The 21781-nt window shown below is 51.1% G+C and carries 19 protein-coding genes and 1 pseudogene; 13 read left to right on the top strand and 7 right to left on the bottom strand.

The annotated features are described in order from the left end of the window. Positions 1–127 precede the first annotated feature (127 nt). On the top strand, positions 128–376 hold the full coding sequence (gene hybG / locus BEG40_RS16435) for a hydrogenase maturation factor HybG (protein ID WP_000334896.1): 249 nt from the start codon (positions 128–130) through the stop codon (positions 374–376). 132 nt (positions 377–508) lie between these two features. Here hybG and yghU read toward each other — a convergent pair whose 3' ends face one another. Further along, positions 509–1375 carry a glutathione-dependent disulfide-bond oxidoreductase gene (gene yghU / locus BEG40_RS16430; RefSeq protein ID WP_010348715.1) on the bottom strand — a complete coding sequence of 289 codons (867 nt, stop codon included), beginning with the start codon at positions 1373–1375 and terminating at the stop codon, positions 509–511. Positions 1376–1579: 204 nt separating this feature from the next. Between yghU and gss the strand changes: the two genes are divergently transcribed. Next, entirely contained in the window at positions 1580–3439 is a 1860-nt protein-coding gene (gss, locus tag BEG40_RS16425) for a bifunctional glutathionylspermidine amidase/synthase (protein WP_105285776.1), read from the top strand. A gap of 291 nt (positions 3440–3730) precedes the next feature. After that, on the top strand, positions 3731–5230 hold the full coding sequence (pitB, locus tag BEG40_RS16420) for an inorganic phosphate transporter PitB (protein ID WP_016159790.1): 1500 nt from the start codon (positions 3731–3733) through the stop codon (positions 5228–5230). Positions 5231–5278: 48 nt separating this feature from the next. Here pitB and BEG40_RS16415 read toward each other — a convergent pair whose 3' ends face one another. Beyond that, on the bottom strand, positions 5279–5971 hold the full coding sequence (locus BEG40_RS16415) for a dTMP kinase (RefSeq protein ID WP_105285775.1): 693 nt from the start codon (positions 5969–5971) through the stop codon (positions 5279–5281). Between the two features lie 173 nt (positions 5972–6144). Here BEG40_RS16415 and BEG40_RS16410 point away from each other — a divergent pair, with 173 nt between their 5' ends. From BEG40_RS16410 to BEG40_RS16380, 7 genes and pseudogenes are all read left to right on the top strand, one after another. Further along, positions 6145–6858: a dTMP kinase gene (locus BEG40_RS16410; RefSeq protein WP_001076283.1), complete on the top strand. Its 714-nt coding sequence runs from the start codon at positions 6145–6147 to the stop codon at positions 6856–6858. Between the two features lie 30 nt (positions 6859–6888). Beyond that, complete coding sequence (locus BEG40_RS16405) at positions 6889–7647, top strand: nucleoside/nucleotide kinase family protein (protein ID WP_105285774.1); 759 nt, start codon at positions 6889–6891, stop codon at positions 7645–7647. Positions 7648–7692: 45 nt separating this feature from the next. After that, positions 7693–9042, top strand: a complete 1350-nt coding sequence (locus BEG40_RS16400; RefSeq protein ID WP_016159793.1) for a lipopolysaccharide biosynthesis protein — start codon at positions 7693–7695, stop codon at positions 9040–9042. Then, on the top strand, positions 9042–9878 hold the full coding sequence (locus BEG40_RS16395) for a hypothetical protein (protein ID WP_000984960.1): 837 nt from the start codon (positions 9042–9044) through the stop codon (positions 9876–9878). Before BEG40_RS16400 ends, BEG40_RS16395 begins: the two co-directional genes overlap by 1 nt. Continuing rightward, positions 9878–10435, top strand: a complete 558-nt coding sequence (locus BEG40_RS16390; protein WP_001116541.1) for a YtfJ family protein — start codon at positions 9878–9880, stop codon at positions 10433–10435. The genes BEG40_RS16395 and BEG40_RS16390 overlap by 1 nt, the downstream gene beginning before the upstream one ends. A 30-nt stretch (positions 10436–10465) precedes the next feature. Then, on the top strand, positions 10466–11536 hold the full coding sequence (gene lptF / locus BEG40_RS16385; RefSeq protein ID WP_105285773.1) for an LPS export ABC transporter permease LptF: 1071 nt from the start codon (positions 10466–10468) through the stop codon (positions 11534–11536). Then, positions 11533–12509, top strand: a pseudogene (locus BEG40_RS16380) (LptF/LptG family permease). Before lptF ends, BEG40_RS16380 begins: the two are co-directional and overlap by 4 nt. 34 nt (positions 12510–12543) lie before the next feature. Here BEG40_RS16380 and spt read toward each other — a convergent pair. From spt to BEG40_RS16360, 4 genes are read right to left on the bottom strand one after another with little or no spacing between them, the layout of a single operon-like run. After that, the gene (gene spt / locus BEG40_RS16375; protein WP_105285772.1) at positions 12544–13716 is read right to left on the bottom strand and encodes a serine palmitoyltransferase; all 1173 of its coding nucleotides are present in this window, start codon (positions 13714–13716) and stop codon (positions 12544–12546) included. Further along, complete coding sequence (locus BEG40_RS16370) at positions 13716–13964, bottom strand: acyl carrier protein (protein ID WP_000248094.1); 249 nt, start codon at positions 13962–13964, stop codon at positions 13716–13718. The genes spt and BEG40_RS16370 overlap by 1 nt, the downstream gene beginning before the upstream one ends. Before the next feature lie 31 nt (positions 13965–13995). Then, complete coding sequence (locus BEG40_RS16365; RefSeq protein ID WP_105285771.1) at positions 13996–14910, bottom strand: NAD-dependent epimerase/dehydratase family protein; 915 nt, start codon at positions 14908–14910, stop codon at positions 13996–13998. Beyond that, entirely contained in the window at positions 14907–16628 is a 1722-nt protein-coding gene (locus tag BEG40_RS16360; protein ID WP_206748362.1) for a fatty acyl-AMP ligase, read from the bottom strand. The genes BEG40_RS16365 and BEG40_RS16360 overlap by 4 nt, the downstream gene beginning before the upstream one ends. Before the next feature lie 379 nt (positions 16629–17007). Between BEG40_RS16360 and yghO the strand changes: the two genes are divergently transcribed. Continuing rightward, positions 17008–18132: a protein YghO gene (gene yghO / locus BEG40_RS16355; RefSeq protein WP_105285769.1), complete on the top strand. Its 1125-nt coding sequence runs from the start codon at positions 17008–17010 to the stop codon at positions 18130–18132. Between the two features lie 70 nt (positions 18133–18202). Here the strand turns inward: yghO and glcC are convergent, their stop codons facing one another. Then, positions 18203–18973, bottom strand: a complete 771-nt coding sequence (gene glcC, locus BEG40_RS16350; protein WP_105285768.1) for a transcriptional regulator GlcC — start codon at positions 18971–18973, stop codon at positions 18203–18205. Between the two features lie 250 nt (positions 18974–19223). Between glcC and glcD the strand changes: the two genes are divergently transcribed. After that, entirely contained in the window at positions 19224–20723 is a 1500-nt protein-coding gene (gene glcD, locus BEG40_RS16345) for a glycolate oxidase subunit GlcD (RefSeq protein WP_000026094.1), read from the top strand. Beyond that, positions 20723–21775 (top strand): glycolate oxidase subunit GlcE, encoded by a 1053-nt coding sequence (glcE, locus tag BEG40_RS16340; RefSeq protein WP_105285767.1) that lies wholly within the window; start codon positions 20723–20725, stop codon positions 21773–21775. Before glcD ends, glcE begins: the two co-directional genes overlap by 1 nt. The last annotated feature ends 6 nt before the right edge of the window (positions 21776–21781 follow it).

Genomic DNA, 21781 nt, shown 5'->3' with positions numbered 1-21781 from the left:
AGGACAACGCCTGAAAAGTGCACGGACGGTCCCCTCGCCCCTCCGGGGAGAGGGTTAGGGTGAGGGGAAACACCCGCTAAAGGTTCTTTTTCGCGTTTGTCCGCAATCGAAATAACCGGAGTTAACAATGTGTATTGGCGTTCCAGGCCAGGTGCTGGCTGTCGGTGAAGATATTCACCAGCTTGCGCAGGTTGAAGTATGTGGTATCAAGCGCGACGTGAATATCGCCCTGATTTGTGAAGGTAACCCTGCCGATCTGCTGGGTCAGTGGGTGCTGGTACACGTCGGATTTGCCATGAGCATCATCGACGAAGATGAAGCCAAAGCCACATTAGACGCACTGCGCCAAATGGATTACGACATTACCAGCGCGTGATGATTAGCTTTCGTAGGCCTGATAAGACGCGGCAGCGTCGCATCAGGCATTGTGCTCGATTGCCGGATGCAGCGTGAACGCCTTATCCGGCCTACATCGCCCTGGATGGCTTGCTGCGACGAACACCAACCCTTACCCCTGACGCTTATCTTCCGTATTGGTCTCGAAATCACTGGCATCATGGCGCTCATGCAACTGCTCGTTCAGCGACCCGTTGGTGCGGTTAACAATTCGTCCACGCTTCACAGCCGGACGTTCACCCACTTCTTTCGCCCAGCGTTGCACGTGCTTATAACTGCCCGCATCAAGAAACTCTGCGGCATCATACACGCCGCCTAATACCACGTTGCCAAACCACGGCCAGATTGCCATATCAGCAATGGTGTACTCATCGCCCGCAACAAACTTATGCTGCGCCAGTTGTTTATCCAGTACGTCGAGCAGGCGTTTGGCTTCCATGGTAAAACGGTTGATGGCGTACTCAATTTTCACTGGCGCGTAATGGTAAAAGTGACCAAAACCACCGCCGAGGAACGGCGCAGCGCCCTGTAACCAGAACAACCAGTTCAGCGTTTCAGTCCGTTTTGTCAGATCCTGCGGCAAGAAGTAGCCAAATTTCTCTGCCAGATAAAGCAGAATCGATCCTGACTCAAACACGCGGATCGGCGGATTATGCGTATGATCGCGCAATGCCGGGATCTTTGAGTTCGGGTTCACTTCCACAAAGCCGCTGGAGAATTGATCGCCATCGCCAATGCGAATCAGCCACGCGTCGTACTCTGCGCCGGTGACGCCCAGCGCGAGTAGTTCTTCGAGCATAATTGTCACTTTCTGACCGTTTGGCGTGCCCAGCGAATAGAGCTGTAACGGGTGCTTGCCAACCGGCAACGTTTTTTCATGCGTCGAACCAGAAACCGGGCGATTAATATTGGCGAACGCGCCGCCAGCGGATTTATCCCACGTCCAGACTTTCGCGGGCTGATAAGTATTGTCTGTCATACTGAGTTGCCTTCTGAGTGGTAGTGTTGAAGCAGTGTAGCAGTTCGATTGCTGTACAGATTGTGAATTTTTTAACCCTTTGCGCCAGCCGCTGCGTTGAGGTGTATGATAAGTCAGACCTCTGTCCGGTTAATGTCGCTGAGCAGGTAATCAGAGCACAACAATTACGCCAACTGCTTAGGTTGTATTGTTAAAGGTAAAGTGATGAGCAAAGGAACGACCAGCCAGGATGCCCCGTTCGGGACATTATTGGGCTACGCCCCCGGTGGTGTAGCAATCTACTCTTCAGATTACAGTTCTCTCGATCCGCAGGAATACGAAGATGACGCCGTATTTCGTAGCTATATCGACGATGAATATATGGGCCACAAATGGCAATGCGTTGAATTTGCTCGCCGTTTTCTCTTTCTGAACTACGGTGTGGTCTTCACTGACGTGGGTATGGCGTGGGAGATTTTCTCGCTGCGCTTCCTGCGTGAAGTGGTTAATGACAACATCCTGCCATTGCAGGCATTTCCTAACGGCTCGCCGCGTGCGCCAGTCGCGGGTGCGCTGCTTATCTGGGATAAAGGCGGAGAATTTAAAGATACCGGCCATGTCGCCATCATTACCCAATTGCACGGCAACAAAGTCCGTATTGCGGAACAGAACGTGATTCATTCCCCGTTGCCGCAAGGGCAGCAGTGGACGCGCGAACTGGAGATGGTGGTAGAAAACGGCTGCTATACCCTCAAAGACACGTTTGATGACACCACCATTCTGGGCTGGATGATTCAGACGGAAGATACCGAATATAGCTTGCCACAGCCGCAAATTGAAGGCGATTTGTTGAAAATCAGCGGAGCGCGACTGGAAAACAAAGGCCAGTTTGACGGTAAATGGCTGGATGAAAAAGACCCGCTGCAAAATGCCTACGTGCAGGCCAACGGTCAGGTGATTAATCAGGATCCGTATCATTATTACACCATCACCGAGAGTGCCGAGCAGGAGCTGATTAAAGCCACCAACGAGTTGCACCTGATGTATCTTCACGCTACCGACAAGGTGCTGAAAGATGACAACCTGCTGGCGCTGTTCGACATTCCGAAAATCCTCTGGCCACGTTTGCGTCTCTCCTGGCAGCGTCGCCGTCATCATATGATCACTGGTCGTATGGATTTCTGCATGGATGAGCGTGGCCTGAAGGTTTACGAGTACAACGCCGACTCCGCCTCCTGTCATACCGAAGCGGGCTTGATCCTCGAACGTTGGGCGGAGCAGGGCTGTAAAGGCAACGGCTTCAATCCGGCGGAAGGGCTGATTAACGAACTGGCTGGTGCCTGGAAACACAGTCGTGCACGTCCGTTTGTCCATATCATGCAGGACAAAGATATCGAGGAGAATTATCACGCGCAGTTTATGGAGCAGGCGCTGCACCAGGCGGGCTTTGAAACGCGTATCTTGCGTGGATTGGATGAACTGGGCTGGGATGCTGCCGGGCAACTGATTGATGGGGAAGGGCGACTGGTTAACTGCGTCTGGAAAACCTGGGCGTGGGAAACCGCGTTTGATCAGATTCGTGAAGTCAGTGACCGTGAGTTTGCCGCAGTGCCGATTCGTACCGGTCATCCGCAAAATGAAGTACGTCTAATCGACGTATTGCTGCGTCCGGAAGTGCTGGTCTTTGAGCCGCTGTGGACGGTGATCCCCGGTAACAAAGCGATTCTGCCGATCCTCTGGTCGCTGTTCCCGCACCATCGCTATCTGCTGGATACTGATTTCACTGTTAATGATGAACTGGTGAAAACCGGTTATGCCGTGAAGCCGATTGCCGGTCGCTGTGGCAGCAATATCGACCTGGTCAGCCATCATGAAGAGGTGCTGGATCAAACCAGCGGTAAATTTGCCGAGCAGAAAAACATCTATCAACAGTTGTGGTGCTTGCCGAAAGTGGACGGTAAATACATCCAGGTATGTACCTTCACCGTTGGTGGCAACTATGGCGGGACTTGCTTGCGCGGCGATGAATCACTGGTCATCAAAAAAGAGAGTGATATTGAACCGTTAATTGTGGTGAAAGAGTAATACATGTAGTAGCAACCCCGTACTGATTATAAAGAGTAATCAGTACGGGGATTAATCAAAGTATTTAATATTCATATATTTTATTATTTGCTCATTTCATTTGTGAATATATAAACTGGCAAAATGCCTGTGTGTTAATTATTCCTGATAATTTTGAATTAATGCTTATTGTCTGATACACAAGAAATAACACTCTTTTTATCGTTAAAAGATGATATTTCACTTTGCCCACGCCGTGAAAGTCACTGATAATGCGTCCGTTCGTAAATTCAAAATGGCGTAATCTAATATATGCTAAATTTATTTGTTGGCCTTGATATATATACGGGGCTTTTGTTATTACTTGCTCTGGCATTTGTGTTGTTCTACGAAGCAATCAATGGTTTTCATGACACGGCAAATGCGGTGGCAACCGTTATTTATACCCGCGCCATGCAACCACAACTTGCTGTGGTAATGGCGGCGTTTTTTAACTTTTTTGGCGTATTGCTTGGCGGACTTAGCGTCGCTTATGCCATCGTCCATATGTTGCCAACCGATTTGCTGCTGAATATGGGGTCAACCCACGGTCTGGCGATGGTCTTTTCCATGCTGCTGGCGGCGATTATCTGGAATCTGGGAACGTGGTTTTTTGGTTTACCGGCCTCCAGTTCACATACTTTGATTGGCGCGATTATCGGCATCGGTCTAACTAATGCGATGTTAACCGGTTCATCGGTGATGGATGCGTTAAATCTGCGTGAAGTGACCAAGATTTTCTCCTCACTGATTGTCTCCCCAATTGTGGGGCTGGTGATTGCGGGAGGACTGATTTTCCTGCTGCGTCGCTTCTGGAGCGGGACGAAAAAGCGTGACCGTATTCACCGCATTCCTGAAGATCGCAAAAAGAAAAAAGGCAAACGTAAGCCGCCATTCTGGACGCGTATCGCACTGATTGTTTCCGCTGCGGGCGTGGCGTTTTCGCATGGTGCGAACGATGGACAAAAAGGGATCGGTCTTGTGATGCTGGTACTGGTGGGAATTGCGCCCGCCGGGTTTGTCGTCAATATGAACGCGTCCGGCTATGAAATTACCCGTACCCGCGATGCCGTGACTAACTTTGAACACTATCTGCAACAGCATCCTGAATTGCCGCAGAAATTGATTACGATGGAACCCCCGCTGCCTGCGACTCCGACGGATGGCACACAAGTAACGGAGTTTCACTGTCATCCGGCAAATACCTTTGATGCGATTGCGCGCGTTAAAACGATGCTGCCAGGCAATATGGAAAGCTACGAGTCGTTAAGCGTGAGTCAGCGCAGCCAGCTGCGCCGCATTATGCTGTGCATTTCTGATACCTCCGCGAAGCTGGCGAAACTGCCAGACGTTAGTAAAGAAGATCAGAACCTGCTGAAAAAACTGCGCAGCGATATGTTAAGCACCATTGAATACGCTCCGGTGTGGATCATTATGGCAGTGGCGCTGGCGCTCGGTATCGGCACCATGATTGGCTGGCGTCGTGTAGCGATGACCATCGGTGAGAAGATTGGTAAGCGTGGCATGACGTATGCGCAAGGGATGGCGGCGCAAATGACAGCGGCGGTATCTATCGGCCTTGCCAGCTACATCGGTATGCCAGTTTCCACAACACACGTACTTTCTTCGGCGGTGGCAGGGACGATGGTCGTGGATGGCGGAGGCTTACAGCGTAAAACGGTAACCAGCATCCTGATGGCGTGGGTGTTTACCTTACCGGCGGCGATTTTTCTGTCTGGTAGTCTGTACTGGATAGCATTGCAGTTGATTTAACCTTCCTGAAAATGCCCGGTCCTGGCGATCGGGCATTTCCATTTTTGACTAGTGATAACCACGCGCCGTCATAAAATCCGTAATCGCTTTTTCTGCATCAACCAGCACCTTTTCCAGTGGCTGATTGGCGTCGATATCAACCAGTTGTGCACCACCAAAGGTTAACTGTGGCGTTATGGCAATCTTCCTCGCCAGCGATTCCCGTTTATGGTCGGGTTTACGCGCGCAGGCAACTTCAAGGTCAACATTGAGTTTGATGACCAGATCAGGCTTATGGCTCGCCATCCAGTGAAACGCTTTACGTTCCTGGCTTGCCAGCCATGAGACAAAACGACCACCTTCAACGTTAGGTGGGAACACCGTACCATCGTAAGCGCCAGGAATTTGGTCCTGAGGATAACGGTCGGTTAGAACAATTAACCCGCGACGACGACAGGCAAGCATATGACGAAAGCGCAGTAAGCGACGGGCGACAAACGCTGTAATTACCAGCGCCGGAACCGGGCCAGGCAATTTTTTTGCCGTTTTCACTTCATTTTTTTCAATGGTTTTATGCAGGGATTTTCCCATCAACGGTAATTTTTTCACCGCACGTCCGACATTTCCTGCCTGCTTTCCTAAATGAACTCTTTCGGCGGCACCATATTTTCCAACAACGTTAATGAGATGTTCACACACCGTTGACTTGCCTGAACCATCGCTACCAATGACAGCAATTAATGGAGGGGTTATTGACTGCATGAATATATCCTTAAATTTAAATACCTGTCCAAAATATTTATTTAATTAATATGTTTTTATGAAAGTGTAATTCAGGTCAATGTCACAATTAACCATTGTCACAATTAGGTTGAACGGATATTCTGAGCACCGACCACGTAATATTCAATACATTATTTGCTGCCGGGTTTTTCGTGAATCAACGTAATATGTCAATAATTAATTCCACGCCAGTGCGTGTTATTGCCATTGTGGGTTGTGATGGTTCAGGTAAATCGACTCTCACAGCAAGTCTGGTAAATGAACTGGCAACAAAAATGCCAACAGAACACATTTATCTCGGGCAATCTTCCGGGAGAATTGGCGAATGGATATCACATCTTCCAGTAATTGGCGCGCCTTTTGGGCGTTATCTGCGGGGGAAAGCGGCACATGTGCATGAAAAGCCGTCAACGCCGCCCGGCAATATTACCGCGCTGGTTATTTATTTGCTTTCCTGCTGGCGGGCGTACAAGTTTCGCAAAATGTTGCGTAAAAGCCAGCAAGGCTATCTGTTGATTACCGACCGTTACCCACAGGTCGAAGTGCCTGGTTTTCGCTTTGATGGCCCGCAACTGGCAAAAACTACTGGCGGTAACGGCTGGATAAAAATGTTAAGGCAACGCGAGCTGAAACTGTACCAGTGGATGGCATCTTATTTGCCTGTGTTATTGATTCGTCTTGCTATTGATGAACAGACGGCATTTTCCCGCAAGCCCGATCATCAACTGGCGGCGTTACAGGAAAAAATCGCCGTTACGCCACAACTGACGTTCAATAGCGCAAAGATACTGGAACTGGACGGGCGACAACCTGCTGATGAAATCCTGCAAGCCTCATTACGCGCGATTCACGCCGCACTTTCCTGATCACCAAAATGGATAGGGGATGATTTACGAATGGATGCACTACAAACGCAAACTGTTAACAGTACAACCGCGCCGCAACCCAACTACATTCCAGGGCTGATTGCGGTGGTCGGGTGCGATGGCACCGGTAAATCCACGCTGACCACCGATTTGGTTAAATCGCTGCAACAACACTGGCAAACTGAGCGTCGTTATCTGGGGCTGCTATCCGGCGAAGACGGCGACAAAATTAAACGCTTACCGCTCGTTGGCGTCTGGCTGGAACGGCGTCTGGCGGCCAAATCCTCGAAAACTCAAAGTATGAAAACTAAATCTCCGGCACTCTGGGCGTCGGTGATTATGTACTGTTTCTCGCTGCGAAGAATGGCGAATCTGCGCAAGGTTCAGCGACTGGCGCAAAGCGGCGTTCTGATAGTCAGCGATCGCTTTCCGCAGGCGGAAATTTCCGGTTTCTATTATGACGGACCGGGGATTGGCGTCGAACGCGCGACCGGAAAAATCAACCAATTTCTGGCACAGCGCGAGCGGCGCTTATATCAACAAATGGCGCAATATCGTCCTGAATTAATTATTCGTCTAGGCATTGATATTGATACCGCCATCTCCCGCAAGCCAGATCACGATTATGCCGAGTTGCAGGACAAAATCGGCGTTATGTCGAAGATTGGCTATAACGGCACAAAAATTCTTGAGATTGATTCCAGAGCGCCCTACCACGACGTGCTGGAACAGGCGCAGAAAGCGGTTTCTCTGGTTGCCATCGTTTCTGACCGCCGAAGTTTAACTTGAGGCTGGCGGGCTATTTTTCATTATCAACGATAAGGTCTGGCTGAATTGGCGGGTTTTAACATCAAACATTGGTTTGCAGATGGAGCCTTTCGCACCATTATTCGCAATAGCGCCTGGTTAGGCTCCAGCAATGTCGTGAGCGCCTTGCTGGGCTTACTGGCGCTCTCGTGCGCTGGTAAAGGGATGACGCCAGCGATGTTTGGCGTACTGGTGATTGTGCAATCGTATGCTAAGTCGATCAGCGATTTTATTAAGTTTCAGACATGGCAGTTGGTAGTGCAGTACGGAACGCCAGCCTTAACCAACAATAACCCCCAACAATTTCGTAATGTCGTCTCGTTTTCCTTTTCGCTGGATATCGTCAGCGGCGCGGTGGCGATTGTCGGCGGCATTGCCTTACTGCCATTTCTTTCCCATTCATTAGGTCTGGATGAGCAAAGCTTTTGGCTGGCGGCGCTCTATTGCACGCTGATCCCCTCAATGGCTTCTTCCACGCCGACCGGCATTCTGCGCGCTGTCGATCGCTTCGATTTAATTGCGGTGCAGCAGGCTACAAAACCCTTTCTGCGAGCGGCGGGTAGCGTAATCGCCTGGTATTTTGACTTTGGTTTTGCGGGCTTTGTTATTGCCTGGTACGCCTCGAATCTGGTTGGCGGCACGATGTACTGGTGGTTTGCTGCGCGTGAATTACGCCGCAGAAATATCCATAACGCCTTCAAATTGAATCTGTTCGAGTCTGCCCGTCATATCAAAGGCGCGTGGAGTTTTGTCTGGTCAACCAACATTGCTCACTCCATCTGGTCGGCGCGTAACTCGTGCAGCACCGTGCTGGTGGGGATTGTGTTGGGGCCAGCCGCCGCTGGGTTATTTAAAATCGCCATGACATTCTTCGATGCCGCCGGTACGCCAGCGGGTTTGCTGGGTAAAAGTTTTTATCCAGAGGTAATGCGCTTAGATCCGCGCACTACCAGACCGTGGTTGTTAGGCGTGAAGTCAGGTTTACTGGCTGGCGGAATCGGTATTCTGGTGGCGCTCGCGGTGCTAATCGTCGGCAAGCCGCTAATTTCGCTGGTATTTGGCGTTAAATATCTCGAAGCATATGACCTGATCCAGGTGATGCTTGGTGCGATTGTTATTTCGATGCTGGGCTTCCCGCAGGAGTCATTGCTATTGATGGCGGGTAAACAGCGCGCCTTCCTCGTAGCGCAAACCATCGCTTCAATCGGCTACATCGTTTTGCTGTTCATGTTTTGTCATCTGTTTGGCGTGCTGGGAGCAGCGTTTGCTTATTTCGGCGGTCAATGTCTGGACGTGGCGCTCTCACTAATTCCGACCTTAAAGGCGTTCTTTCAGCGCCATTCATTGCTTTATAACGCAGCCGGAGAGAAATCCTGATGATGAGAAAATATTTTCCGCTTGAGGCGAGCGAGCGTTTATTTGTTGCGATTGAGGAAGATGATGTTGTTGACGCGCAGGTCAGTTTGCCGCCGACAATCGCCCTGGGTTGTACCGCCGAAATCATCCATGATAATTACGCGTTATGTCTGCAATTCTGGCTAAATGGCGTTGATCATAAGGAGTTGCTGCGTTTAATCCATAAACAAACCAAAGGCGATGAGCTTTCGGCTGAAGAGCGCAAACAATTTAAATACATGCGAGCGCGCTATAAGCATTTACGTTTTGCTCAACGGTTGTATTTAAAGAAGCATCAGGCCGGATTTTTATTCGGCAAAACGACGGTATGTCTGGGCCATTTTCAGGATGGTTTTCGTAACGGTAAGAAAAATATCGTGTCGTATTACGGTAACCTGTTACGGATTTATTTAAGCTCCCCGGTCTGGTCGTTAGTGAACTGGTCATTACGCCATAGCCAGTTAGAAAGCGTGAACGGTTTTATTGCCTATCGGCAAAAGCAAATGCATATCCTGAAAGAGATTATTGCCAAACCGCGACTAACCGGCAGGGAATTTCATGATGTGCGAAAAATCATCAGTCAGCAGGTTTCTTATTACGACACCCTAAGATCGCTTGATCCTGAAAATAAAGAGGCGTTACAGATTTCCCGCTTCCTCGCTGCCATTAATGGTCTGATGGGGGATAAGCACGACGACATGGTGGCAGATGATATGGAAAACCGCCGGTCATATGACGCACCGGTGGCGCTGGATAGCGATATTCGCCAGCGTTTAGAGCTGCTTATCTCGCGTTTTCCGCTATATCCGGAGCAATAATGCCATTTCGTCGGATTGTCGCGCTGATCATTGCGCTCTTAGCGCCAGTCGTGGCGGCGCATAATTTTGTCACTGGAAAACGGGTAACTCCTGTTTATATCCAGGAAGGCGGCGAGCTACTGCTTAATAACGACGAAATTCACTACCAAAAGTGGAACAGCACGCAACTGGCGGGAAAAGTCCGCATTATCCAGTATATCGCCGGGCGCAAGTCGGCAAAGAAAAAGAACTCACTGTTAATCAAAGCAGTAGAAGCAGCAAACTTTCCGCAGGATCGTTTTCAGCCCACCACTATTGTGAATACCGATGATGCCATCTTTGGCACAGGCTATTTTGTGAGCGGTAAAATCGAGAAAAATAAACGCCGCTATCCGTGGGCGCAATTCGTTATCGATGGTAACGGTCTGGGGCGCACCGCCTGGCAACTGCCGGAACAGAGTTCAACCATTCTGGTGCTGAATAAAAACGGGCAAATTCAGTGGGCAAAGGACGGCAGCCTGACGCCGGAAGAGGTAGATCATGTTATTGCGCTGGCGCAGAAGCTGATCAATGAATAAAAAACTCAAAGGATTGAGGGCGTTAGTGAGATGAAGCTGGTTGAACATTACATCATGCGCGGTACGCGCCGTCTGGTGCTGATTATCGTCGGTTTTCTGATCTTTATTTTCGCCAGCTATTCCGCACAGCGTTATCTGACCGAAGCGGCAAATGGCACTTTAGCTCTCAACGTTGTGCTGGATATCGTTTTTTACAAAGTGCTGATTGCACTGGAGATGTTGTTACCGGTTGGACTGTATGTGTCAGTTGGCGTGACGCTTGGGCAGATGTATACCGACTCAGAAATTACCGCAATTTCTGCGGCGGGAGGCAGCCCAGCGCGTTTGTATAAAGCTGTTCTTTACCTTGCTATACCGTTAAGTATTTTTGTCACCGTTTTGTCGATGTATGGTCGGCCGTGGGCTTATGCGCAGATTTATCAACTGGAGCAACAGTCGCAGTCGGAGTTGGACGTCCGCCAGCTACGGGCAAAGAAATTTAATACTAACGATAATGGGCGGATGATCCTCTCGCAGACGGTTGATCAAGACAATAATCGCCTGACTGACGCGCTGATATACACTTCTACAGCCAATCGAACCCGCATTTTTCGTGCCCGCTCCATTGATGTTATTGATCCCTCTCCGGACAAACCGACCGTCATGTTGCATAACGGCACAGCCTATCTTCTCGATCATCAGGGCAGTGATGACAACGAACAGATCTACCGCAATCTACAATTACATCTGAATCCGCTGGATCAAAGCCCTAACGTCAAACGCAAAGCGAAATCGGTCACGGAGCTGGCGCATTCTGTCTTTCCTGCCGATCATGCCGAATTGCAATGGCGACAAAGCCGTGGCGTGACTGCGTTGTTAATGGCACTGATGGCTATCTCTTTAAGTCGGGTAAAACCACGGCAGGGGCGATTTTCTACCTTATTGCCTTTAACGTTACTGTTTATTGCCATTTTTTATGGCGGAGACGTTTGCCGCACTCTGGTGGCGAACGGTGCAATTCCTGTTATCCCTGGTTTGTGGTTAGTGCCTGGACTGATGTTGACTGGTTTGTTGGTGCTGGTTGCTCGCGACTTCTCTTTGCTGCAGAAATTTTCCCGATGAATGTCTTCAGTCGCTATTTAATCCGTCACCTGTTTCTCGGTTTTGCCGCTGCCGCAGGACTACTGCTGCCGCTTTTTACCACCTTCAACCTGATTAACGAGCTGGATGATGTCAGCCCTGGCGGTTATCGCTGGACTCAGGCTGTGCTGGTGGTAGTGATGACCCTGCCGCGCACACTGGTCGATCTTGCGCCGTTTATCGCGTTATTAGGGGGGATTGTCGGTCTTGGGCAGTTATCGAAAAACAGTGAACTTACCGCCATTCGCAGCACGGGATTTTCCATTTTCCGTATCGCGCTGGTGGTGCTGGTCGCCGGAATGCTGTGGACAGTCTCGTTAGGCGCGATTGATGAGTGGGTAGCGTCGCCATTGCAGCAACAGGCGATGCAAATCAAATCGACCGCCACCGCGTTAGGGGGGGACGATGACATCACCGGCAACATGTTGTGGGCCAGACGTGACAATGAATTTGTGACGGTGAAATCGCTGAATGAACAGGGCCAGCCGGTAGGCGTGGAGATATTTCATTACCGCGACGATCTGTCACTCGAATCCTACATTTACGCGCGCAGCGCCACCATCGAAGACGATAAAACGTGGCTCCTGCACGGTGTGAATCATAAAAAATGGCTTAATGGCAAAGAAACGCTGGAAACATTAGATAATCTGCCGTGGCAATCGACGTTCACCAGTATAAATCTCGAAGAGTTATCGATGCCGGGTAATAGCTTTTCTGTCCGCCAGCTCAACCATTACATCCATTATTTGCAGGAAACCGGGCACGCTCACCGGGGATGGGCAGCCGTCTTGCTGTGGGCGTCATCGTTGGCTTGCTTACCTGGATTAGCTATCAAATCATAGTCAACCTGGGATTGTTATTTGCGTTGAGCGCCCCCGTTACTGCGCTAGGTTTACCAATTGCATTTGTGCTGATGGCGTTGAGTCTGGTGTATTGGTATGACAGGCAACACTAAACCCGCCGTGGCGTAATACCACGACGGGTTAACATTACTGTTTCAGCGTGGCAAATGCCTGAATGATGGCATCGATTTGTTCGCGGCTGTGCGCAGCGTTAACGCTACAGCGCAGCAGCGTAATGCCTGCCGGCGCAGCAGGTGGCAGGATAAGATTCACATAAACACCTAGAGAGATAAGCTCGCGCCAGATGCGTAACCCTTCCTCTTTCGAACCGATTATCACTGGCACTACCGGGCTAATATGCGAGCTTAGCTCGTAACCCAATTTTTGCAGACCGTCATACAGATGGTTGGCGTTATCCATCAACTTTTGCCGCAACTCTGGTTGTGTGGCAATGGTTCTTAACGACGAGCGCACGGTCGCAATGCAGGAAGGAGAAGGGGAGGCGGTGAAAATATACGGGCGGCTGCCGTAGCGCAGCACTTCCATCGCTTCCGAGCCGACAGCAAAACCGCCGATAGAGGCCAGACTCTTACTGAAGGTGCCAACGATAATATCAACATCGTCCTCAACGCCAACGGCCTCAACCAGCCCGCGCCCCGTTGCGCCTAACACGCCAAACGAGTGAGCTTCATCGACAATCAAATAACCGCCGAGACGACGTTTGATATCAATAATTTCCGCCAGCGGCGCAACGTCGCCGAGCATACTGTAGATGCCCTCAACGATGATAATCGCCTCTTTCGCCCGTTCGCCGAGGCGAATCATGCGACGTTCCAGATCGTTGGCGTCGTTATGGCGAAAACGAATAATTTCCGCGCCGCCGAGAGAGCAGGCATCATAAATACTGGCGTGGCTATCGGCATCCAGCAACACCACGGCGTTATGGTCGGCAAGTGCGCTGATGACGCCTAAATTCGCGGTATAACCAGTTGAAAAAACAATAGCAGTAGGGCGATTGAAAAACTCGGCGATCTCTTTCTCTAACGCCAGATGCGGCGCATAGCTGCCATTAGCCATACGAGAACCGGTGGTGCCGGTGCCTTGTGTCGCTAACGCAGCCTGACCTTCGGCGATGGCCTCGTTATTGAAGGTTAAACCGAGATAATTATTGGTTCCGGCCAGGATCACTTTTTTATTGCCGATACGCCCTTCGGTGGCGGAATACACTTCATCAATACAGGTGCCAAACGGTGTTAAACCGTTATCACTAAATTGCAGTCGCTCGCCAGCAAGACGCACATATTTATCGTATAGCCCCATTATTTATTCTCCAGCCATGGAAGTAGTGTTTCCATTAATTGCGCAGGGGTTTTGACATCCAGCAGAATATTAATCGGAATGGAAATATCGAATCTGTCTTCCAGCATCATTAAGAGATCCATCACTTTGATCGATTCCAGACCAAGATCGTTGACGAGCGCGCTGTCAGGCTTAATTTCCACACCGTTTTCGACCAAATCCTGTAAACAGGAAAGGATGTAATCCATTACTATTTCACGATTTACCATAGAAACGTTAACACACCTTTAAACAAGACAATCAAAATAGCCCGTTGCGTAATGCGTGTTCCAGGCTAATCCCGGGAAACCAGTTAATATCTTCAGAAATACGGTTATTACTTGCCGACCAGTCGGCATGGGTTAATTCACGAATTTTTGAGCGCGTCAGCATTGGCTCTTTACCAGACAGACGACTTAATGTTGTGCTGATATCCGCAAGGCATGTGAGCAACGGTAGAGGAATGCCGACCATCCGTACGGAACCACGACGGGCGGCAGCAGCAAGCTGTTGTACGCGCTGCCAGTCATATCCTCCGGAGACGCCATCGCATAATTCATATGTTTGCGTTGGTACAGTTTCGGCGCTTAACCACTGACTCACAGCTTGCGCGAAATCGGTAACGTGCAGAAAAGAGAGTCGTGTTTCTGGTACGCCAAGCCGTGGCAGCAAACCGCGCAGCATCCAGTCAAACAGTGGTTTTAGCTCTTTATCGCCGGGGCCATACACTGCCGTCGGGCGAAAAACGCCCAGCGTAATTTCGTCAGCCATCGCAACCAGCCGTTGTTCGGCGACGTGTTTGGAGTTTGCATACCAGGAGAGTTCAGGATGGCGCGCCGCCAGCGAAGAGATAAACAGAAAACGTTGGCAAAAGCCGCTCTCTTTTGCCGCCTGCATCAGGCGCAGACTGCCGTCAACGTTACAGCGGGTAAAGACATCTTCTTTGTGCCCGCGCACTTGCCCGGCACAATGAACCACCGCACTGGCACCGGCAACCAGCTCGCTAAGCGAATGCGTATCTTCCAGCGAACCGCGCACCCAGATGAGATTATCGCTGACGTGAGCGCGGGCAGTACGCGTCAACGCGCGAACATGAAAGCCGCGAATGAGCAGGTTATCGATAATATATTTACCAATAAACCCGGTAGCACCCGTCACCGCGACTATTTGGCTCATACGAGAGATTCCTGCACAGCGGGATTAGCGGCGACGGCCTTCTGATAACGTTTTTTCGCTTCCGCACGGGCGGGCTTGCCGGAAGAGGTGCGGGGAATACTGTGGGGCGGTAACAGATCGATAGCCGCTGTCACGCCAAACTCACTTTGTATCCGCGCCGCCAGCGAGTGGATAAGCTGCGCGCGACGTGCTTCGTCGCTGATCCGACACTGGATCTGCAAAATGATTTTTTCCTGGGCGGTAACAAACGCAATGGCATCGCCGGAGTGAATTTCCGGCTCCTGCTCCGCCAGGTACTCAATATCCTGCGGCCAGATATTGCGGCCACGAATAATAATCAGATCTTTAATGCGTCCGGTGACATACAGATAACCGTCCAGCAGATAGCCGAGATCGCCAGTATCTAACCAACCCGTCGCAGCAATCTCGTCTTGCGAAGCCTGGTCGCCAAAGTAACCACTCATCAGGCTGGGGCCGGAGATGCAAATATGACCTACCACACGTTCCGTGACTGGAATACCTGCTTCATTACGGATTTCAATACCATGTTCCGGCAATGCTTTACCGCAGTTGACGAAAGTCGATACAGCGCGCGTTTCTGCGTTCGGCGCGATGGCTTTACCCTGATATTCGAGGATGTCGCGATCCACTTCGTTAACTACAACGCCGGAGGCTTCGTCAGAAAAACTGACGGCAAGCGCGTTCTCTGCCAGCCCGTAGCATGGCATGAAAGTTTTATCGTCAAAGTTAGCCTGACGGAAACATTCAGCAAATTGATGGAGTTGCTCTGCGGAGATTGGCTCAGCGCCAATACCGGCGACGCGCCAGCAGGAGAGATCCAGTTCAGCGAGATCTTTTTCATTCACCCGGCGCTGGCACAGTTCATAGCCAAACGGTGGCGCAACGGAAACGGTGCCGTGATTTTTACTGATCAATTTAAGCCATTGCAGCGGGCGCATGGCGAAATCCTGAGTGCGCAAGTAATCCACTGAAAGCTGCGTGGCGACAGGTGTCAGGAGAAAACCGACCAGCCCCATATCATGATAGAAAGGCAGCCAGGAGACGCAGCGATCGCCCGGACGTAATTTAATGCCGTCATGACTGATGGCACGTAGATTGGCCATTACTTCGCGATGAGTAATGATGACGCCACGGGGAAAACGAGTGCTGCCGGAGGTGTACTGGAGGTAGGCGATATCGTCTGGAACGGGGTGCTGGAGCGTAACGTCGGCTTCCGGCAAGGATTTAAACCAGGCATGGCTTAACACATGCAACTCGGGGTTGTCATGCGTCGCGGCATTGACCAGCGGTAACCACTCATCGCCGGTGATAATCGCGGCTGGCTGACAGCTTGCCAGTAAGCCCTGCAATTTGGCGCTCCAGGAATCTCGTTGACCGACCCCCATCGGAATCGCCAACGGGACGGCGACTAACCCGGCATACTGGCAGGCAAAAAATGCTTCAACAAACCCGCTACTGGTTTCGGCAATCAGCGCCACGCGATCGCCTTTTTTCAAATTTAGCGATAACAACCGCTTTGCGCCTGCTTCGGCATGTGCTTTTAAATTGTGATATTCCAGTTCATCTTCAAGCTGGCAACGTCTGTCATAAAAGTTCATTCCGGCGCGGCCCAGAGCGGCATAATCCAAAGCATCAACCAGCGTTGGAAAATCGGCATAGCGCATAGGCAGGGAATGCGTAAAAATTTTATTAGACATATACACCACGAGAAAATTGGATATCAAAAATAAAATGACAATAATGCGGTGGATTATATATGCATAAAAGATAAATGAGATAGTATTTTCACGGGTGCGATATTGAACATTGATTTAAATAATGATTTTAACTTTTTTGTTTTTATTGTGAATAATATTTGATTTGTGAATGTATTAAGTAAGTGGCCTGTCTGGTCGCATTAAGCACTAACGATTAATATTTTTTCAGATAATGTAGGTGATGGTTTTATCGCAATAATTAAAAGCAGTATTTTATATTCATCGGATGGATTATTAAGGTGCCGAATGTCTCGGTTTATGCCCGTATTCCCTCCGTTAATTATTTGTTAGCCACTGAGCCAGGGAATGCGGTCTGCTGATGATTAAAATTGAAAAAGTAATTAATAAAAATGACCTTAAGGCATTTATCGCTTTTCCGTCATCACTCTATCCCGATGATCCAAACTGGATCCCCCCTTTGTTCATTGAACGCAGCGAGCATTTGTCCAGGAAGAATCCGGGGACGGAGCATATTATCTGGCAGGCGTGGGTGGCAAAAAAAGCGGGGCAGATAGTCGGGCGCATTACCGCGCAAATCGATACTTTGCACCGCGAGCGATACGGTGAAGATACTGGTCATTTCGGTATGATTGACGCCATTGATGATCCGCAGGTTTTTGCCGCTTTATTTGGCGCAGCGGAAGCGTGGTTGAAGTCACAAGGCGCGCGCAACATCAGCGGACCTTTCAGCCTGAATATCAATCAGGAAAGCGGATTACTGATTGAAGGTTTCGATACACCGCCATGCGCGATGATGCCGCACGGTAAACCGTGGTATGCCGCGCATATTGAACAATTGGGTTATCGCAAAGGCATTGATCTACTGGCGTGGTGGATGCAGCGAACCGATCTTACTTTCTCTCCGGCGCTAAAAAAACTGATGGATCAGGTACGCAAAAAGGTGACCATTCGCTGCATCAATCGCCAGCGGTTTGCCGAAGAAATGCAGGTTCTGCGTGAGATTTTCAACTCTGGCTGGCAGCACAACTGGGGATTTGTGCCGTTTACCGAACATGAGTTCGCGACCATGGGCGATCAGCTTAAGTACCTGGTGCCGGACGATATGATCTACATCGCCGAGATTGATTCTGCACCCTGTGCGTTTATTGTCGGCTTACCGAACATCAACGAAGCGGTTGCCGATCTGAATGGATCGCTCTTTCCCTTCGGCTGGGCAAAATTGCTGTGGCGCTTAAAAGTCAGCGGTGTGCGAACTGCGCGAGTGCCGCTGATGGGGGTACGTGACGAGTATCAGTTTAGCCGCATTGGCCCGGTGATCGCGCTGCTGCTGATTGAAGCATTACGCGATCCCTTTGCTCGCAGGAAGATTGATGCGCTGGAGATGTCATGGATCCTCGAAACCAATACAGGCATGAATAACATGCTGGAACGCATTGGGGCGGAGCCGTATAAACGTTACCGGTTGTATGAAAAGCACATTTAATACCAGATCCCATTAAGCGCAGGGGCGGTTCCCTCGCCCCAGGGGAAGAGGGTGAGGGCGAAAACTCGGCTCACATTCCCACCTTGTTTATCTCCAGCGGCACCGCCGAGCGAATCAAGTGGTGGCCTTCCAGCTCGATATCGTGGAGATTCTTTTTTACGGTCATCACGTGATCGCGGGCGGCGCGCTGGGCGACATGCGGCAGCCGCTGCAAAACCGCGTTATAGATCCGCGCATGTTGGCGATCGATCTGTTTCTTCTGCCGTGGTCGATGGTAGAGATTATTCACGCTGGTAAACACCGAATTAAACATCAGGTCGGTCAATGATTGCAGAGTAAACACCAGCACCTGATTGTGGGAAGCCTGACAAATTGCCCGATGAAAAGCGTGATCCAACTGCGCATGTTCGATCAGCGAAATCTCTTTGTTGTTCTCACTGGCGGCGAGCATTTTTTCATAACAGCGGGTAATCAAGACAAAATCAGCCTGGGTTCCCAGCGTTGCCGCCAGCCTTGCCGATTCACCTTCCAGCAGTGCGCGAACGTCGAGCAGATCGTACAGCGTTCGCGGCTGCGTACTGAACAGATGGATCAGCGGGCTGGTGTCCTGCACCCGATCAAGACGAGCCACACGGGAATCACGCCCCTGCGCCGTTTCAATAATCCCGCGCCCGCGCAGCACGGTCAGTCCTTCACGCAGTGCGGAGCGTGAGAAGCCGAGCTTTTCACACAGTCGGCGCTCTGAAGGAAGCGGCTGCCCAACTTTCAACACGCCGTCGATAATCAACCGTTCGATACTCTCTGCAACCACTTCGCAAATAGGGCGACGCTCATCTTTCATTCCCGGACCTCGTGCACAGGTAGGACCAATTTTTCTGTTCTTAATTTGCAAAACACGTACATCACGCAAGTGATTATGTTACATCAATTTAACATTAAGTTAACCAAGGCAAGGTCACAGAGCTGGAAAAAAAATGGTCTGACCGGTAGCTAAAGAGATAGACGAAAACAAAAAGCCCGCTTAATAACTGTTCACAGAAGCAGCGCGCAAAAATCAGCTGCCACACAACACAACAAAGCGAAGCCTACTCATGAGCATCTTGTACGAAGAGCGTCTTGATGGCGCTTTACCCGATGTCGACCGCACATCGGTACTGATGGCACTGCGTGAGCATGTCCCTGGACTCGAGATCCTGCATACCGATGAGGAGATCATTCCTTACGAGTGTGACGGGTTGAGCGCGTATCGCACGCGTCCATTACTGGTTGTTCTGCCTAAGCAGATGGAACAGGTGGCAGCGATTCTGGCTGTCTGCCACCGTCTGCGTGTACCGGTAGTTACCCGTGGCGCAGGCACCGGGCTTTCTGGCGGCGCGTTGCCGCTGGAAAAAGGTGTGTTGTTGGTGATGGCGCGCTTTAAAGAGATCCTCGATATTAACCCCGTCGGTCGCCGCGCGCGCGTGCAGCCGGGCGTGCGTAACCTGGCGATCTCCCAGGCCGTTGCGCCGCATAATCTCTATTACGCACCGGATCCCTCCTCGCAAATCGCCTGTTCTATTGGCGGCAACGTGGCGGAAAACGCCGGAGGCGTCCACTGCCTGAAATATGGTCTGACCGTACATAACCTGCTGAAAATCGAAGTGCAAACGCTGGACGGCGAGGCGCTGACGTTGGGATCGGACGCGCTGGATTCGCCTGGTTTTGACCTGCTGGCGCTGTTCACCGGATCGGAAGGTATGCTCGGCGTGACCACCGAAGTGACGGTAAAACTGCTGCCGAAGCCGCCCGTGGCGCGGGTTCTGTTAGCCAGCTTTGACTCGGTAGAAAAAGCCGGACTTGCGGTTGGTGACATCATCGCCAATGGCATTATCCCCGGCGGGCTGGAGATGATGGATAACCTGTCGATCCGCGCGGCGGAAGATTTTATTCATGCTGGTTATCCCGTCGATGCCGAAGCGATTTTGTTGTGCGAGCTGGACGGCGTGGAGTCTGACGTTCAGGAAGACTGCGAGCGTGTTAACGACATCTTACTGAAAGCGGGCGCGACTGACGTCCGTCTGGCACAGGACGAAGCGGAGCGCGTGCGTTTCTGGGCCGGTCGCAAAAACGCCTTCCCGGCGGTGGGGCGTATCTCGCCGGATTACTACTGTATGGACGGCACCATTCCGCGCCGTGCGCTGCCTGGCGTACTGGAAGGCATTGCCCGTTTATCACAGCAATATGATTTACGCGTTGCCAACGTCTTTCACGCGGGAGACGGCAACATGCACCCGTTAATCCTTTTCGATGCCAACGAACCCGGTGAATTTGCCCGTGCGGAAGAGTTGGGTGGGAAGATCCTCGAACTCTGCGTCGAAGTGGGCGGCAGCATCAGTGGGGAACATGGCATCGGGCGCGAAAAAATCAATCAAATGTGCGCCCAGTTCAACAGCGATGAAATCACGACCTTCCATGCGGTCAAGGCGGCGTTTGACCCTGATGGTTTGCTGAACCCAGGGAAAAACATTCCCACACTGCACCGCTGCGCTGAATTTGGTGCCATGCACGTGCATCACGGTCATTTACCTTTCCCTGAACTGGAGCGTTTCTGATGCTACGCGAGTGTGATTACAGCCAGGTGCTACTGGAGCAGGTGAGTCAGGCGATTAGCGATAAAACGCCGCTGGTAATTCAGGGAAGCAATAGCAAAGCCTTTTTAGGTCGCCCTGTCACCGGGCAAACGCTGGATGTGCGTTGTCATCGCGGCATTGTTAATTACGACCCGACCGAACTGGTGATTACCGCTCGCGCTGGAACGCCGCTGGTGGCGATTGAAGCGGCGCTGGAGAGCGCCGGGCAAATGCTCCCCTGCGAGCCGCCGCATTATGGTGAAGAAGCCACCTGGGGCGGGATGGTCGCCTGCGGGCTGGCGGGGCCGAGTCGCCCGTGGAGCGGATCGGTACGCGATTTTGTCCTCGGTACGCGCATCATTACCGGCACTGGAAAACATCTGCGCTTTGGCGGCGAAGTGATGAAAAACGTCGCCGGATACGATCTCTCGCGGTTAATGGCCGGAAGCTACGGTTGTCTTGGCGTACTCACTGAAATCTCAATGAAAGTGTTGCCGCGACCGCGCGCCACCCTGAGCCTGCGTCGGGAAATCAGCCTGCAAGAAGCCATGAACGAAATCGCCCAGTGGCAACTCCAGCCGCTACCCATTAGTGGCTTATGTTACTTCGACAATGCGTTGTGGATCCGCCTTGAGGGCGGCGAAGGATCGGTAAAAGCAGCGCGTGAACTGCTGGGGGGCGAAGAGGTTACGGGTCAGTTCTGGCAGCAATTGCGTGAACAACAATTGCCGTTCTTCTCATTACCGGGCACTTTATGGCGCATTTCCTTACCCACCGATGCGCCGATGATGGATTTACCCGGCGAACAACTGATCGACTGGGGCGGGGCGTTACGCTGGCTGAAATCGACAGCCGATGACAATCAAATCCACCGCATCGCCCGCAACGCTGGCGGTCATGCGACTCGCTTTAGTGCCGGAGATGGCGGCTTTGCCCCGTTGCCAGCCCCTTTATTCCGCTATCACCAGCAGCTTAAACAGCAGCTCGACCCTTGCGGCGTGTTTAACCCCGGTCGCATGTACGCGGAACTTTGAGGAGCA

Source organism: Escherichia sp. MOD1-EC5495 (assembly GCF_002965965.1).
Taxonomy (GTDB): Bacteria; Pseudomonadota; Gammaproteobacteria; order Enterobacterales; family Enterobacteriaceae; genus Escherichia; species Escherichia ruysiae.
Note: the sequence above shows the minus strand (reverse complement) of the source record. Positions and strands in the feature narration are given on the sequence as shown.